The sequence below is a fragment of the Chryseobacterium culicis genome (assembly GCF_900108365.1).
Classification (GTDB): domain Bacteria; phylum Bacteroidota; class Bacteroidia; order Flavobacteriales; family Weeksellaceae; genus Chryseobacterium; species Chryseobacterium culicis.
This window is the reverse complement of record NZ_FNWQ01000003.1, coordinates 75735-90584: the sequence shown is the minus strand read 5'-3', so window position 1 is coordinate 90584 and position 14850 is coordinate 75735. Positions and strand designations below refer to the sequence as shown.

13 protein-coding genes are annotated in these 14850 nt (G+C 39.1%); 6 read left to right on the top strand and 7 right to left on the bottom strand.

From position 1 onward, the window contains the following. The first annotated feature begins 10 nt into the window (after positions 1-10). Positions 11-502, top strand: a complete 492-nt coding sequence (locus BLW74_RS12155; RefSeq protein ID WP_089692694.1) for a low affinity iron permease family protein — start codon at positions 11-13, stop codon at positions 500-502. Between the two features lie 151 nt (positions 503-653). Beyond that, entirely contained in the window at positions 654-2909 is a 2256-nt protein-coding gene (locus tag BLW74_RS12150) for a zinc-dependent metalloprotease (protein WP_089692693.1), read from the top strand. Between the two features lie 59 nt (positions 2910-2968). Here the strand turns inward: BLW74_RS12150 and BLW74_RS12145 are convergent, their stop codons facing one another. From BLW74_RS12145 to BLW74_RS12115, 7 genes are all read right to left on the bottom strand, one after another. Continuing rightward, the gene (locus tag BLW74_RS12145) at positions 2969-5695 is read right to left on the bottom strand and encodes a hypothetical protein (RefSeq protein WP_089692692.1); all 2727 of its coding nucleotides are present in this window, start codon (positions 5693-5695) and stop codon (positions 2969-2971) included. Between the two features lie 79 nt (positions 5696-5774). Beyond that, positions 5775-6752: a hypothetical protein gene (locus tag BLW74_RS12140; protein ID WP_089692691.1), complete on the bottom strand. Its 978-nt coding sequence runs from the start codon at positions 6750-6752 to the stop codon at positions 5775-5777. 168 nt (positions 6753-6920) lie between these two features. Next, on the bottom strand, positions 6921-7343 hold the full coding sequence (locus tag BLW74_RS12135; RefSeq protein ID WP_089693554.1) for a hypothetical protein: 423 nt from the start codon (positions 7341-7343) through the stop codon (positions 6921-6923). A gap of 156 nt (positions 7344-7499) precedes the next feature. Further along, complete coding sequence (locus BLW74_RS12130) at positions 7500-8312, bottom strand: hypothetical protein (RefSeq protein WP_394331231.1); 813 nt, start codon at positions 8310-8312, stop codon at positions 7500-7502. Positions 8313-8316: 4 nt separating this feature from the next. Beyond that, entirely contained in the window at positions 8317-9048 is a 732-nt protein-coding gene (locus BLW74_RS12125; protein WP_089692689.1) for an MIP/aquaporin family protein, read from the bottom strand. A gap of 23 nt (positions 9049-9071) precedes the next feature. Then, positions 9072-10568: a glycerol kinase GlpK gene (glpK, locus tag BLW74_RS12120; protein ID WP_089692688.1), complete on the bottom strand. Its 1497-nt coding sequence runs from the start codon at positions 10566-10568 to the stop codon at positions 9072-9074. A 10-nt stretch (positions 10569-10578) separates the two neighbouring features. After that, positions 10579-12177, bottom strand: a complete 1599-nt coding sequence (locus BLW74_RS12115; RefSeq protein ID WP_089692687.1) for a glycerol-3-phosphate dehydrogenase/oxidase — start codon at positions 12175-12177, stop codon at positions 10579-10581. A gap of 116 nt (positions 12178-12293) precedes the next feature. On the opposite strand from BLW74_RS12115, the gene BLW74_RS12110 reads away from it, so the two are divergent. The 4 genes from BLW74_RS12110 (at position 12294) to rplW (ending at position 14849) form a co-directional block, all read left to right on the top strand. Beyond that, positions 12294-13058 (top strand): DeoR/GlpR family DNA-binding transcription regulator, encoded by a 765-nt coding sequence (locus tag BLW74_RS12110; RefSeq protein ID WP_089692686.1) that lies wholly within the window; start codon positions 12294-12296, stop codon positions 13056-13058. Between the two features lie 250 nt (positions 13059-13308). Further along, the gene (gene rplC, locus BLW74_RS12105) at positions 13309-13935 is read left to right on the top strand and encodes a 50S ribosomal protein L3 (protein WP_027371722.1); all 627 of its coding nucleotides are present in this window, start codon (positions 13309-13311) and stop codon (positions 13933-13935) included. After that, complete coding sequence (gene rplD, locus BLW74_RS12100) at positions 13926-14555, top strand: 50S ribosomal protein L4 (RefSeq protein WP_089692685.1); 630 nt, start codon at positions 13926-13928, stop codon at positions 14553-14555. Before rplC ends, rplD begins: the two co-directional genes overlap by 10 nt. Positions 14556-14558: 3 nt before the next feature. Then, complete coding sequence (gene rplW / locus BLW74_RS12095; protein WP_047376571.1) at positions 14559-14849, top strand: 50S ribosomal protein L23; 291 nt, start codon at positions 14559-14561, stop codon at positions 14847-14849. Position 14850 lies beyond the last annotated feature (1 nt).

Here is a 14850-nt window from a genome sequence, read left to right as displayed (position 1 = left end):
AACAGAGATTATGGGGCATAAAGGGAATCGTTTTTTTGAAAAATTTTCAAACTGGGCTGTAAAATTTACAGGAAGTGCCTATGCATTTGTAGGAGCTTTTCTTATTGTGGTAGTATGGGCAGTTTCGGGACCTTTTTTTGGGTATTCCGAAACCTGGCAGCTCGTCATCAATACCGGAACTACGATCATCACTTTTCTGATGGTATTCCTCATTCAGAAAGCGCAGAATAAAGATTCGAAAGCCATACAAATTAAGTTGAATGAACTTATTGCTGCCCACGAGAAAGCCAGCAACAGAATTGTAGATATTGAAGATCTTACAGAAGCTGAATTGGATCAGCTTCATATCTATTATGAAAAACTGGGCGAGCTTGCTAAAAAAGATGCAGATATCCACACTTCGCATTCTATTGATGCTGCCCAAAGAAATCAGGACTATAAATATGATTTCTTTAAAAGAAAACATGAAGAATGGATGCGGAAGCAGGACGAGAAAAAATAATTTTAGTTAAAAATTTTCTCAATATTTCGAATATTATAATATTTTTTTTATTTCCCTGCTGTGTTATTTATTTTTTAGCGCTTATTTCTGCTTTTTTGTTTATTTTTTAGTGTTTTTTTTGATAAATATTTACATTTGTTGAAAAAAATATATGAAAACAAAATTATTTTGCCTGCCTGCACTACTGTTGGCTGTTGCAGCAAATGCACAATGGAGCCGAGGACTGCCTGAGCAGAAAATCATTAAGAAAAGTGATCATTCAGTTTATTATCAACTTGATTTGGATCAGATAAGAACGCAGCTTCTGAGAGCCCCTAAAATAGGTGAAGGCGCACCCATCACAATCAGTATTCCTACCCTCGAAGGGAAAATTGAGAAATTTACAGTAAACAGTTTTCCGGTAATGGATGAGACGCTGGCAAATCAATACCAGCTGGGGTCTTATGTAGGAATAGGAATTGATGACCCTTCCAAATATATAAGATTCAGTGTTGCTCCCAATGATTTTCAATCCATGATCATTGGTACAGATGGTAAATATGAATTTATAGAACCGGCAACATCGGATAAGTCTTACTATTCTGTACACGGAAAAACCAATAAGAGTGGACATGCATTCACGTGTAATACGAAAGAGGATAAAGTGGCTGTTGCTAAAATGCAAAAGCTGATGAATTCCGGAACGGCAGCAAAATCGGGCAACAAAACTTTCCATACCCTTAGACTGGCAATGTCCGTAACCGGAGAATATACGGCTTTCTTTGGAGGAGTAGCAGGTGCACTTACACAAATCAATGCTACGTTATCAAGAGTAAATGGTGTATTTGAAAAAGAATTTAATGTACATGTTAATGCCATCAATGCTCCGGCGCTTATCTTTACTAATGCAGCCAACGATCCTTACAGTGCTTCAAGTCTAATGTGTAAATGGAATTATGAATTGATGAATACATTACATGGAGGGGCATACGGTGTTACAGATGCAGATTTTGATATCGGGCATTTATTTGGTGCAACAGGAGGCGGCGGAAGTGCCGGCTGTATTGGCTGTATAGGAAGTAATGATATTTCTACAAGTATAGATCCTAGTTGTGGGAATTCACCTTCTCCGGAAAATTATAAAGGAAGTGGATATACCTCCCCGGGAATTGATTATTACGCCAGTGGAACATGGAATAGCAATAGTACAGCTCAATTACCACCAAGTGGAGACGCCTTTGATATTGATTTTGTAGCCCACGAGATGGGGCATCAGTTAGGGGATTCCCATACCTACAGTTTCTTTGAAGGTTTTCTGAATCAGGAAGTAGAACCGGGTTCTGGTTCTACCATCATGGGATATGCCGGGATTACCGGACCAAATACAGATGTGCAGAAACACTCGGACGTCTATTTTCATAGCGTGAGTATTGAGCAGGTACAAAATAACCTTGTCTCTGTAACAGCTGATGTCGAAACTCCGATCACGAACAATACACCGGTGGTAACAGCGATGCCTACTACTTATACTATCCCAAGATCCACACCATTTGTACTTACAGCATCAGCAACAGATCCGGATGGAGATGCGTTAACCTATTGTTGGGAGCAGGTAAATCCAAGTACTTTGGGTAATGGCGTTACTAAATCTAATATCGGGAATACCAGTTCAGGAGCAAGTTTCAGATCTTGGGCACCTACAGCAAGCCCTACAAGATATTTTCCTAAACTGGCAACAGTGTTAGGAGGTGCGGTAAAAAATACAACAGATTTTGAAGCAGCAAGTACTGTGGCAAGAACTACCAACTTCCGCGTAACGGTAAGAGATAATAAACCTGGAGGACAGGCTCAGACTGCGTATGCAACACAAACGATTGTAGTAGGATCTGCAGCAGCATTTACTGTGAATACAACATCACTTACTCCTAATGCCAACTCAACTATTACATGGACGGTTTCAGGAACTACAGCTTCTCCATACAACGTAGCGAATGTGAAAATTGACTACACAGAAGATATGGGAGCTACCTGGACAGATCTTGCAGCATCAGTTCCGAATAACGGATCAGCAAGTGTTTTCATCCCTGCATCTTTGGCCGGAAAGACTATTCATCTGAGAGTTTCTGCTCTTGGAAACGTTTTCTATGCGGTGAAGCAGGCTGCAGTAGCAAGTCTGTTGGCTGTTTCTGAAGCAGGAAATGTAAAGTCAGTAAAAATCTATCCCAACCCTGCAGAAGATGTATTGAATGTTATGAATGTTTCAGCAAATGCTGCATACGAAATTTTCAATGCTCCCGGGCAGTTGATTTCAAACGGAACTATAGGTGAAGGTAAAATTAATGTGAGCTCTCTTGTAAAAGGTGTTTACTTTATTACGATCAACAACGGTAAAGAAGAAAAGACCACAACTAAATTTGTTAAAAAATAGTTGAACCAAAAATAAAATAAAAAACCTCTGAGTGATCAGAGGTTTTTTTATGGTTTATATTATCTCATAAAATAGCTGAAATAACTACAGCTTCCCATTAGGCTCTTAATTGTTTCAGTATCAGAATACTGGGCTTTCAACTGAGCAAAATAGGTTCTGTATTTCTGGTTTTTAAGATTGTCCATCTCCTTTTGACGGGCATCTTCCTTCTCAGACCATTTCGGATCAGAATAATCAAAATCTTTTGGTGCTTTGGCTTCATACTGGTAATATTTACCCTGTTCGGCACTTGCCATCTGGAATAAGATTCTCGCCCTTTCTTCTTTATTGTTGGAAAGCTTAAGTGCTTTTTGATAATAATTGATTGAAAGATCAAAGTTATCAGGTTCAATGTAAGAAGTATCCAGGAAGTTTTTATAATAATATTTGTAAGGTTTTTTTCGGTCTGTATTCCAGAAGTCGTATTTACCTCCGTTGCTGTTGTCAATATCCATTACGAATAGTTGACGGTAATAGCCTAAAATAGACGTATTGTACAATAGGTTCCCTACAAGCTGATTGGCTTTTGCCGCCTTTTCACCTGTTCCAGTTCCAATTTTTTTCAGCTGGATTAGGGCGTCTGCCAGTTCAAGTTTATTCATGCTGGTTTTGATGAAAGGGAAGTCTGCGTAATTTTCTGCCTTCATACTCTCCGCCTCAGGGCTTCCAAAACTTTCCCATACATTATGCCCGAATACAAGATTTGAGATATTGTTGAATCCGTCGTATTCGGAAGGTGTGTATTGTTTCGGAGTGATGGTCTGACCATTCTTTTCTGTCCATTCATAATTTTGTCTTGGAATTCCTGCAAAGCTTCTTGCTTTTTCATAAAAAGATTTCGCTTTATCAAAATCTGCAAGCCTCATCGCTCTGTCTCCATAGATGGTATTGAAGAAGGCATCTATATTACCTACACTGTCCATGTTTTTGGCAATGATCTGTTGCTCAAACTGGGTTTTATTGGGTTTTCTGTAAAACGCTTCCACACTTTTTACCAGACTGGAGTTCGGATTGTACTGAAGATCTGAAAGGTTATTATTCATCAGAAAAGATTTTCCGTCTTCTCCCTGAAGAAAATAACGGTTAGCAATAACATCTTTAAGGAAATCTGCAGTAGAAGGCACTTCTCCGTAATAATCGAAATTATCTGCAGAGGCCGTATCTTTTACAGCTTTTTTCTCAACGAAGTATTCCGAATAGTCTTTCATCAAATGATCTTCATAGTCTGCGTCAATTTTCGGCTGAGAAACAATATCATTCAGAACTTTCATTCTTTTGATCTCTTCCAGATATTCAGGATTGGTGGTTTTAATATCGTTCAGGATTTCTGTACTTTCCTTATAATCTTTCTTCAGGAATTTAAGATAAGCGTCTGCAATCTGCCAGTATTCATCCTTAGATTTTTCCTTCGTTTTATCCGTGAACTTTTCAAGATCGTCCAGGTAATCTGTCATCTTATCATCATAACCATAGCCGGAAGTAGTATAGAATGGAATCCTGTTTGGATTGCTCAGTAATTCATCATCACTTTGGTCAGCTTTATTTCCATCGGCAGATTCTTTAGATTTGGAACCTCCGAAGAGATTAGTAAAGAATCTTACAATCTTTTGCCAGAAAGATAGCTTTTCCTCTTTTACAACAGCTTTAGTTTCTGTTTTAGCATCTTTTGAATTGACATTATTATCAGATTTGCCTCTCTGTATATACGGATTATTAGCAGCATCTGAAGTATAGTAATAAGTGGGCAGGTAGCTTCTTTCCAGCTCATTAATACTTCTGGCAGCCATTACTTTCAGGATCTCGGAATCAGGATTGATTTCATACATTTTTTCCATCATAGGAATAGGATTGTTGAAATCCTGATATCCCAAAAGGAAATAAGCCATATTTTTTTCTTCATTCGTATTGGCTTTTTTCATGATATTGCTGAAAGAAGCCGTATCAGAAAGCTGCATAGAAACAAATGCAGATTCCTTACGGTCTTTGCTGTTCATAAATACCTGGAAGAAATTCCAGTTGGCATCACTGTTCATTTCCAATCCTCTTTGTGCTCCTGCCAGCTGGTCCAGGGCCATGAAGTAAACCGAACCTTTTAGTTGTATGGGGGCAACATAAGTTTTGAACGCCTGCACTGCAGAATCATAATTTCTTGTGTAATGATTAAGGCGTACCAGCTGATAGCCGTAGCGCTGCTTTATTTCCGGGTTTCTAGCGGCATTGTATAAAGAAGTGAGGGCTGCAATTGTTTTGTTATAATCAAGAGCTGTGGCATTTTTTCTGTTGGCATCTCTGTCGTAATAAAATGAGTTTTCATTTTCAATAAAATTGATGCTCATATAAGGCTCAAGATATTTAGCCTCAATCAGATAATCTATGCCTTCTTTATATCTTTGATAAAATCCCGTACCCAGTTTTTGTAAAAGGGGGTTGGCCGGATTTCCTTTTTTTAAAGCATTCAGATCGTTCATGCTTATCTTATATACCAGATTCTGAGTCTCGGAATAGCTAAGCTGATTGCTGAAAAATTTTTTCCATGTTTCAATATTGTCATCAGGAATTAATGCAGGGTTGTACCCGCCATAAAATCTGCTTGAATAATTGTGCAGAAAAGGAAGATAAGCCTTATCCTTGATGATGGTCTGCGTAAAAAGGTTGAAGTAATCATAATCAGGATCTGACCACGCGCAGGCATCAGACTGTGTATAGAAAAGTGATACAACCGCAAGTGAAAGAATATACTTTTTCATAGGGTGTGTAGTGTTTTTTTAGTTTATATAATAGTTTATGGTTTGGTCTGGACAGAGGCTGTCTTTCTCTTTTGGAGATTTAAAATTTTCGATCTAACACAAATTTACTATCTAATTGATAATAAATAATAGTAAAATGTGGGATTTTTTTCTGTAAAAACACAGTAACATCTTCAAGCTGTTCTTCAGAAATTTCCTCTGCCTTTATGGTGAAGCCTTTGTTTAAAAAACTTCCAAAGTAGAATCCGTCTTTTAAAACCTCGATCTCATCGTCGGATCGCTTTCTGAAGTTGGGGTTTTCAAGGTCTCTTTTGGATAAAGCATTGATCAGTTTATGCTTTCCTAAATGATTGGTGACGATTCCCCATGAATAAATGGGAAGTGCCACTTCAATTTTTTTGACAGGGTAGTCTTCTAATTTTGAGAGATAGCTTTTAAGGATATTCACATCCAGAATAGAATTCTTATCAGAATTTTCCAGAGGTGATGAAGTGGAGTAGCACATCAGGTATACTTTTTCCACGGGAGGAATTCCGGTTTGCTTTTTATCTTTTACCTGATGAAGACGCAGCGTACAGGTAATTTCTTTGCCGGAAATTCTTTTGAGCTCTTTCAGGAATTTAAAATAATCATTCCGGGTCCCGGCGGTCCAGTCACAGTCAATTTGAATTTCATTATTGATTGAAAGGTGGTATTCTTCCGATTTCTTTTGAATCAAATGATGAATACTTTCCGCCAGAAACTTAATCTCTTCCGAAGAAATACCCAATAAAGACTGATTGGTAATGAAAATTGTTGGAACAATCTGCTTATCTGTCTGAAAACTTGAATCTTTGGAAATCACAGCTACTGGCTGAAATTTTCCGTTCACTTTATCCACATCAAAAAATCTTGTATATAAATAAGGGGCGGCTGCTTTGCCCAGCGCTTTTTTCTCTTCACTGTCCAGCTTCAGTCGGGTTTTCCAGTAATAGAATGTGTAAGGATGATTCTCTTTCCTGCTGCATGATACAATAAGAAAAAGTGAACATAAAAATAGGATTTTAAAATTTTTCATTGGGATCAATCACTTTTCAAAAATAAAGATATTCAGGCAGAATATAAACCGTAAAATCACGGTGATTGAATTTCTCTCTTTTAAATGGTGAAAGATTTTTAAATTGTCGGTTCCTCACAATAAGAAAACCACCCCAGGAGGAGTGGCTCTCTCTATATACAATTTTAACTACTTGTAAAGTTCACTTTCACACTTACAGGTTTCTTTGTCTGTACTTTCCCGCGCTGAACAGCAGCCGTCAAGATGTAGGATATTTCCTCTTTCGTCCGTAAGGTAAATTTTGTCTCTGTCCAGTTTCACCATAAAACTTTCCTCATAGTTCTTGAAAACGACTTTCATTACTTTATTGGGTGCAAATTTCCCGGCATTTATATCTTCTTTCGTTTCTTCTCCGCTTGCCTGATTTACCTGAACATATCCGAAATGAACATCGCCGGTGTTTTTAATGTCCACATAATAATGAGGTGTTCCTGTTCCGCTGTACCCTTTCATGATGTCAAAGCTTCTGCGTCCCGTAAAAGGAACTTTCACCTGCTGAGCCAGCGTAAAAATGCTTATGCACAGAACTATTAAGCTAAAAATCTTTTTCATAATCTTTTTTTCAAAATTAAAAAGATTTACTAAAAGCATCCTCCGTAAAAACCCGGTTATTGAGTGGGATTTTTACAGGGGCAGAGGTAAAATTAAGATGATGCTAAAAAAACCACTCCTAAACAGAAGTGGTTGGTATATTAAGTTAAAATCAGATTAAAAAACGGTTGCTGCAAGCTGAATCCTTGCATACTTATTGGATGGATTCCACATGGCCATCATGGATACAGGAAGACTGTAATGATCTGTTATTTTGACAACTTTTCCTGCTTTTACGCCTACATTCACGATGTCAAAGCTGTTTTTACCGTTGCCATATAAGAATGTTTTGTCATTGAGAGCGAATCCTGCGCCTACAAAGGCATCCAGGTTTACTTTCTGCCCCTTAATAACAGGGTAGCTTGCCTGCACATAGGTCGAATATCTGTTTTTCTTATAGCTTCCATCAGGTTCCAGAATAACTTCTCCTGCATTTGCACCACCGTACAGCATGATATCAGCTTCAATATTGATCGGGAATGAAGGCCCGAACGTATAGTTTGTTCTTAAATCAATAATGTGGGCGGTTCTCCTCTGCGAATAGCTGAAGATATCATCAGCGGCTACAGCGGTATTAATGTTGCGGGAGTTGTAAAGATCCCATATTCCAATGTAAAAGCGTCCGTCAGAATACTGAACATAGTAATTGATCTCTTTATAATGGGTATTATCCTTATCATCTGCCAGTGCAGAAGCACCCCAGATTCCCACCTTCCATTTTTTCTCTCGATCCAGAGCATAAGACAGATTTCCCATTACCACAGGTTTATCAGTAATAATAAGGCCTCTCCATAAGTGATTGTTCTGAATGTTGGCCGTGAAATCAAGCCTTCCATCTTTGGTTTCCTTGGTTTCAACGTTTTCCTGTGAAAATACTCTTCCTGCTGCCAAAACAAGAAGGAAGATTCCCTGTAAGATTTTTTTCATCACCCGTTTATTTTAATAATCCATATAAAAGTGCTGCAATAACGGCTCCTGTAACAGGGCCTACTATTGGAATCCAGGCGTAAGACCAATCACTGCTTCCTTTTACAGGCAAGATAGCGTGCATGATTCTCGGAGCAAGATCTCTCGCCGGGTTAATGGCATATCCCGTTGTTCCTCCCAGAGATAAGCCAATTGCCCATACTACAAATGTAACCGGGATGGCGCCAATAGAACCTAACCCTACTTTAGCGGTTGGGTCTGCCTGTAAAGTAAGGCTTGGATCTGCAAAATAAAAAACACAGAATACCAGTACAAACGTTCCTATGATTTCGCTGGTAAGATTAGAAGAAGCTTTTCTGATAGCGGGAGTGGTGCTGAAACAAGCCAGTTTTGCCCCTTCATCTTCCGTAATTGCAAAATGATCTTTATGAAACAGCCATACCAGAAATGCACCAAGCATTCCTCCAATCATCTGAGCTGCAATATAAGAAGGAACCAGATCCCAGGAGAATTTTCCTGCGGCGGCTAGGCCAATGGTTACAGCCGGGTTCAGATGAGCCCCACTTATTGGGCCGGCAACGGTTACTCCCACAAATACGGCAAGTGCCCATGCGGTAGTAATCACAATCCATCCGGAATTATTTCCTTTTGTATCTTTTAAGACAACATTGGCTACAACACCGTTGCCTAACAATATAAGAAGCATCGTTCCGATAACTTCTGCAATAAATGGGGTCATATAAGTTTTTTTTTAAGTGAAAATTAATCTTCTATCCAGCTTTGAGCACTTTTTACAGCTTTCTTCCAGAAATGGCTCATCTTATCCACCTGCTCTCTCTTCAGTTGAGGATGGAAATCTTTATCTATGATCCATTGCTCCTGAATTTCATCAATATTTTTCCAGTATCCTACTGCAAGTCCGGCAAGATATGCGGCACCAAGAGCTGTTGTTTCAAGGGTTTTAGGTCTTGTGATTTTAAAACCGAAAAGGTCTGACTGAATCTGCATGAGAAGGTCACTTGCGGAAGCGCCGCCGTCAACTCTTAATTCAAGGCTGGCTGTTCCGGAATCAGCTTCCATGGCTTTTACAATATCATATACCTGAAATGCAATTCCTTCCAGGGTAGCTCGCGCGATGTGCCCGTCTGTAGTACCACGGGTAATTCCTACAATCGTTCCGCGGGCATACTGATCCCAGTAAGGAGCGCCCAGGCCAGTCAGTGCAGGAACGAAATATACGCCGCCATTATCCGGTACGGAAGCGGCCAGTTCATTCACCTGATCGGAAGAATGAATAATCTTAAGGCCGTCTCTGAGCCATTGGATGGCTGCGCCTCCTACAAATACACTTCCTTCCAGTGCATAGTTCACTTCTCCATTAATTTTCCAGGCTACGGTTGTAAGAAGATTATTTTTCGAAGAAACGGCTTCGGTTCCGGTATTCATTAATAAGAAGCATCCTGTTCCATAGGTATTTTTTACCATTCCCGGAGTAGTACACATCTGTCCGAATAACGCTGCCTGCTGATCGCCTGCAATTCCGGCAATCGGGATTTTGGTGGAGAATAAAGTAGTGGCTGTTTCGCCATACACTTCACTGCTCTGTTTTACTTCAGGAAGAATATTTTTAGGGATATTGAATAATTCTAATAAATCAGCGTCCCATTCCAAAGTATGAATATTAAGAAGCATTGTTCTGCTGGCGTTGGAAACATCAGTGATGAACATTTTTCCCCTGGTAAGTTTCCATACAAGCCATGTGTCAACGGTTCCGAAACATAATTTTCCTTCTTCAGCTTTTTGTCTTGCTCCTTCTACGTTATCGAGAATCCATTTCAGCTTGGTTGCTGAGAAGTAAGCATCGAGAACGAGTCCTGTTTTTTCTTTGATCTTTTCTGCATGCCCCTGTTCTTTCAGTTCGTCACAGTATTTTGAAGTTCTTCTGTCCTGCCATACAATCGCATTGTAAATGGGTTCGCCGGTTTCTTTATCCCAAACTATTGTAGTTTCACGCTGATTGGTAATTCCGATGGCGGCAACTTCAAGTCCTGAAATTCCTGCTTTTGCTATGATTTCTGCTGCTACGGAGATTTGTGAAGACCAGATTTCGTTAGGATCATGCTCTACCCATCCCGGAGTAGGAAATATCTGTCTGAAATCTTTCTGCGATACATATTTGATTTCTCCACTGTGATTGAAGAGAATCGCTCTTGAGGAAGTTGTTCCCTGGTCCAGAGCGAGGATAAGTTTTTCATTCATGTATATAGTGCTAATTTAGGTTGATAACTTTAGGTGAATAAGGCGTTAATAGATAGCCTCCTGCTAATTCAATAAATTCATTTTCCTGCTGCTGAGCCCATTCTTCAGAATAGCCTTTTTCTTCAGCAATGATTCTGGCTACGTTGTGAGCGCTGTCTATTGCGGCTCTTGCATCCAGAAACAATAAGCGTACTCTTCTGGCAAGAATATCTTCAATAGTCTCTGCCATTTCTGTTCTTACAGCCCATACTGCTTCTGCTACCGTGAAAGGGTGATCCGGGTGGATTCTTTGCGCGTATCGTGGATTACTTTGCTGCAATGCTTTAATGGCTGGAATGTCAGATCCGTAAACATACAGATGGTTCGTTCTGTCTACCTGTTCTGGCTTTATATTTCCATGGATGGAAAGGTTTTCCGTTTTAGAAGGGCTGTTGCCCAGTCTGTGAACTTTCATTGCTTCATCTACGGTATCTTCAGCCATTTTACGGTAGGTGGTCCATTTTCCTCCGATGATGGAAACCAGTCCGGTATCTGAAGTAATCACTTTATGGCTTCGGGAAACCTCTTTTGTGCTTTTGCTTCCGTCTTTAGGAGCTGCAAGCGGACGAAGACCGGCGAAAACTGATTTTACGTCTTCACGGGTCGGTTTTTTAGACAGATACTGTCTTGCCGTATTTAAGACAAAGCTGATTTCCTCTTCCAAAGCACGGGGTTCAAAGCTTTCATCTTTTAAAAGGGTGTCAGTAGTGCCTACCAAAGCTCTGTCATGCCATGGAACCACAAATAAGACTCTGCCGTCTGACGTTTTCGGAATCATGATGGCATCATCACTTTTCAGGAAAGATTTGTCCAGTACAAGGTGAATTCCCTGGCTTGGTACCACAAGTTTACCATGCTTAGGATTGTTCATGTTAAGGATGTCATTCGTAAATACACCGGTGGCGTTGATGACCACTTTTCCATGGATCTGATATTGCTCTTTAGTAAACTGATCTTCCGCAACTACACCTATTACTTTGTCAGAAGCATCTTTCAAAAGGTTAACCACTTTTACGTAATTAACAGCGCTGCCGCCTTTTTCGATGATCGTCTGGGTAAGATTGACCGCAAGTCTTGCGTCGTCAAACTGTCCGTCCTGGTAAACAACACCGCTCATTAAGTGATTTTGTTCAATAGTAGGAAGCTTCTCAACTGTTTTTGATTTGCTGATGTATCTGGTCTTACCTAAACTTAGTTTTCCGGCAAGAAAATCGTAAACCGACAGTCCTATTTTATAGTAGATTCCGCCCCACCATGTATAGTTCGGAATAATGAAAGACTGATTTTTTACAATGTGCGCTGCGTTTTTTGCCAGAAGACCTCTTTCTTTCAATGCCTCTTTTACCAAACCGACATCTCCCTGGGCAAGATATCTGACCCCGCCATGTACCAGTTTGGTACTTCTGCTGGATGTTGCTTTCGCAAAGTCATGGGATTCAAGCAAAACTGTTTTGAATCCTCTGCTTACCGCGTCTAATGCTGAACCTAAACCACTGGCTCCCCCTCCTATGACTATAAAGTCCCATTCTTTTACATGGGTTAATTTACTGAGTTCTTCGTTTCGTTTCATAAATGTTTCGTTTATGTTTCGTTTTCAAATATATAAATTAAAAATGAAAGCAAAAAGAAAATAAATGAAATTTTAAGATATGAAAAAAAAGCGGTATTTTTGAGGAAACGAATACAATGGAAAAGCTACTACCAAGGCAGGACGAAATATTGAAAGAGCTTGAAGAAAAAGGGCATGTCCTTGTTCAGGATCTGTGTGAAAAGCTCAATGTTTCTTCGGTTACGATCCGAAAGGATCTGAACTATCTTGAAGGTCTTGGGCTTCTTTTCAGAAATCATGGAGGAGCCAGTAAGCAGGTAAGGTATGCCTATGAGAAAAATGTAGTGGAAAAAGAAAGTATCAATGTGGAAGCGAAGCAGGCTATCGCAAAAGCAGCTTTGTCATTGATTCAGGAAAACGACAGTATTATATTGGCTTCCGGTACCACAATGCATTATCTTGCGAGAATGCTGGTGAACTTTGGGCCGCTTACGGTACTTACATCTTCTCTGAGGGTGGCCATTGAACTTTGCAATAACCCTCATATTAATATTATCCAGCTTGGAGGGGAGGTAAGAAAAAGCTCTACTTCCATAGTGGGGTCTATTTCTGAAGGAATTCTTAAGCAGTTTTCATGCAATAAACTTTTTCTGGGAGTAGACGGTATTGATCCGGAATTCGGAATCAGTACTTCGAATGCTGCGGAGGCTCATCTCAACCAGATTATGATGGAGTGTGCGGATCAAACGGTGATTTTAGCAGATTCCTCAAAATTGAATAAGAAAGGCTTTGGGAAGATTGCAGCGCTGGATCAGGTGGACTATCTGATTACTGACAGCGGTATTTCTGCTGAAGGCAGGGCAGAATTAGAGGAAATGGGAGTAAGTGTTTTGGCTCAATAAAGTTTCCATCTTTCCTTATTTTATACAATCAAAAATTAATCTTCGGAAAATTTGTTCTGAATTTTTCCAAAATCATCTAATTGATTAAAAATCAAAATATTTTACCCGAAATATTTGTCAGTTATAAAATTATTCATAAATTTGCACACTCATTTTAGGAGCGTAGTATGCCTATATCAAAAGTAGAAATTACTTCAGACTTCCGAAAAATGGGGATAAATAAAGGATAAATTTTATTATAATATAAACAATGTCAGGTATTATTGGTAAAAAAATCGGTATGACGTCTTTGTTTAACGAAGAAGGGAAAAACATTCCTTGTACAGTTATTCAGGCTGGTCCATGCTCGGTTTTACAGGTCAGAACCTTAGAAAAAGACGGTTATAAAGCTGTTCAGTTAGGTTTCGATGACAAGAGTGAGAAGAACGTTGGTAAAGCGTTAGCTGGCCATTTTAAAAAGGCTGGTTCTGCTCCTAAAGCTAAATTAGTAGAATTCTACAGAGAATTCGTTGATGAAGTAAAAGTAGGAGAAGAAGTAAAAGTTGATCTGTTCACAGAAGGTGAGTATGTTGACGTAACAGGAACTTCAAAAGGTAAAGGCTTCCAGGGTGTTGTTAAAAGACACGGATTTGGAGGTGTAATGCAGGCAACTCATGGTCAGCACAACAGACTTAGAGCTCCAGGTTCTATCGGTGCTGGTTCAGACCCTTCAAGAGTATTCAAAGGGATGAGAATGGCTGGAAGAATGGGAGGTGAGCAGGTAACTGTTCAAAACCTTCAAGTGTTAAAAGTTGATCAAGAACAAAATCTTTTAGTAGTAAAAGGTGCTGTTCCGGGAGCTAAAAATTCTTATGTAATTATCAGAAAATGGAACTAGTAGTATTAAATACATCAGGAAAAGAGACCGGAAGAAAAGTAACTCTAGACGAAACAGTATTCGGAATTGAGCCAAATCAGCACGCGGTTTACTTAGAAGTTAAACAGTACCTTGCTGCACAAAGACAAGGAACTCATAAAGCAAAAGAAAGAAGCGAAATTACGGCTTCTACTAAAAAGCTTAAGAAGCAAAAAGGATCTGGATCTGCTAGATATGGTGATATTAAATCTCCAACATTCAGAGGTGGAGGTAGAGTATTCGGACCAAAACCAAGAGACTACAGATTCAAATTGAACAAAGCTCTTAAGAGATTAGCTAAGAAATCTGTTTTATCTCAGAAAATGAGAGACAACAGCATTAAAGTTTTAGAAGATTTGAGCTTTGCAGCTCCTAAGACTAAAGATTTCATCAATGTATTAGATGCATTGGAACTTAACGGTAAAAAATCTTTATTCGTTCTTCCTGAAGCTAACAAGAATGTGTATTTATCTTCAAGAAACTTACCTAAAGCTAAAGTAATGAACTTCAACGAAATCAGTTCTTACGATTTAGTAAACGCAGGTGAGATTATTTTCTTCGAAGGTGCAGTTGAAAAATTCCAGGAAAATTTAAAGAAATAAGTCATGTCTATTATTATTAAACCAGTTATTTCAGAAAAGGCTAATTACCTTACAGATTTAAGAGGTTCTTATTCTTTCTTAGTAGATCCTAAGGCGAATAAAATCCAGATTAAAAAAGCTGTTGAAGCAGCTTACGGTGTAAAAGTAGCAGACGTTAACACAATGATTTATGCTCCGAAGGTTTCTTCAAAATACACTAAAAAAGGTCTTCAAGTAGGAAAGACAAATAAATTGAAAAAAGCGGTAATCAAACTTGCTGAAGGTGAGGTTATCGATATTTTTGCTGTAAATTAAT

Coding starts and splice junctions, on each gene's coding strand:
- BLW74_RS12115 (WP_089692687.1), bottom strand. CDS start 12,177: ATGAAACGAAACGAAGAACTCAGTAAATTAACCCATGTAAAAGAATGG.
- rplW (WP_047376571.1), top strand. CDS start 14,559: ATGTCTATTATTATTAAACCAGTTATTTCAGAAAAGGCTAATTACCTT.
- BLW74_RS12145 (WP_089692692.1), bottom strand. CDS start 5,695: ATGAAAAAGTATATTCTTTCACTTGCGGTTGTATCACTTTTCTATACA.
- glpK (WP_089692688.1), bottom strand. CDS start 10,568: ATGAATGAAAAACTTATCCTCGCTCTGGACCAGGGAACAACTTCCTCA.
- BLW74_RS12110 (WP_089692686.1), top strand. CDS start 12,294: ATGGAAAAGCTACTACCAAGGCAGGACGAAATATTGAAAGAGCTTGAA.
- rplC (WP_027371722.1), top strand. CDS start 13,309: ATGTCAGGTATTATTGGTAAAAAAATCGGTATGACGTCTTTGTTTAAC.
- BLW74_RS12150 (WP_089692693.1), top strand. CDS start 654: ATGAAAACAAAATTATTTTGCCTGCCTGCACTACTGTTGGCTGTTGCA.
- rplD (WP_089692685.1), top strand. CDS start 13,926: ATGGAACTAGTAGTATTAAATACATCAGGAAAAGAGACCGGAAGAAAA.
- BLW74_RS12140 (WP_089692691.1), bottom strand. CDS start 6,752: ATGAAAAATTTTAAAATCCTATTTTTATGTTCACTTTTTCTTATTGTA.
- BLW74_RS12135 (WP_089693554.1), bottom strand. CDS start 7,343: ATGAAAAAGATTTTTAGCTTAATAGTTCTGTGCATAAGCATTTTTACG.
- BLW74_RS12125 (WP_089692689.1), bottom strand. CDS start 9,048: ATGACCCCATTTATTGCAGAAGTTATCGGAACGATGCTTCTTATATTG.
- BLW74_RS12155 (WP_089692694.1), top strand. CDS start 11: ATGGGGCATAAAGGGAATCGTTTTTTTGAAAAATTTTCAAACTGGGCT.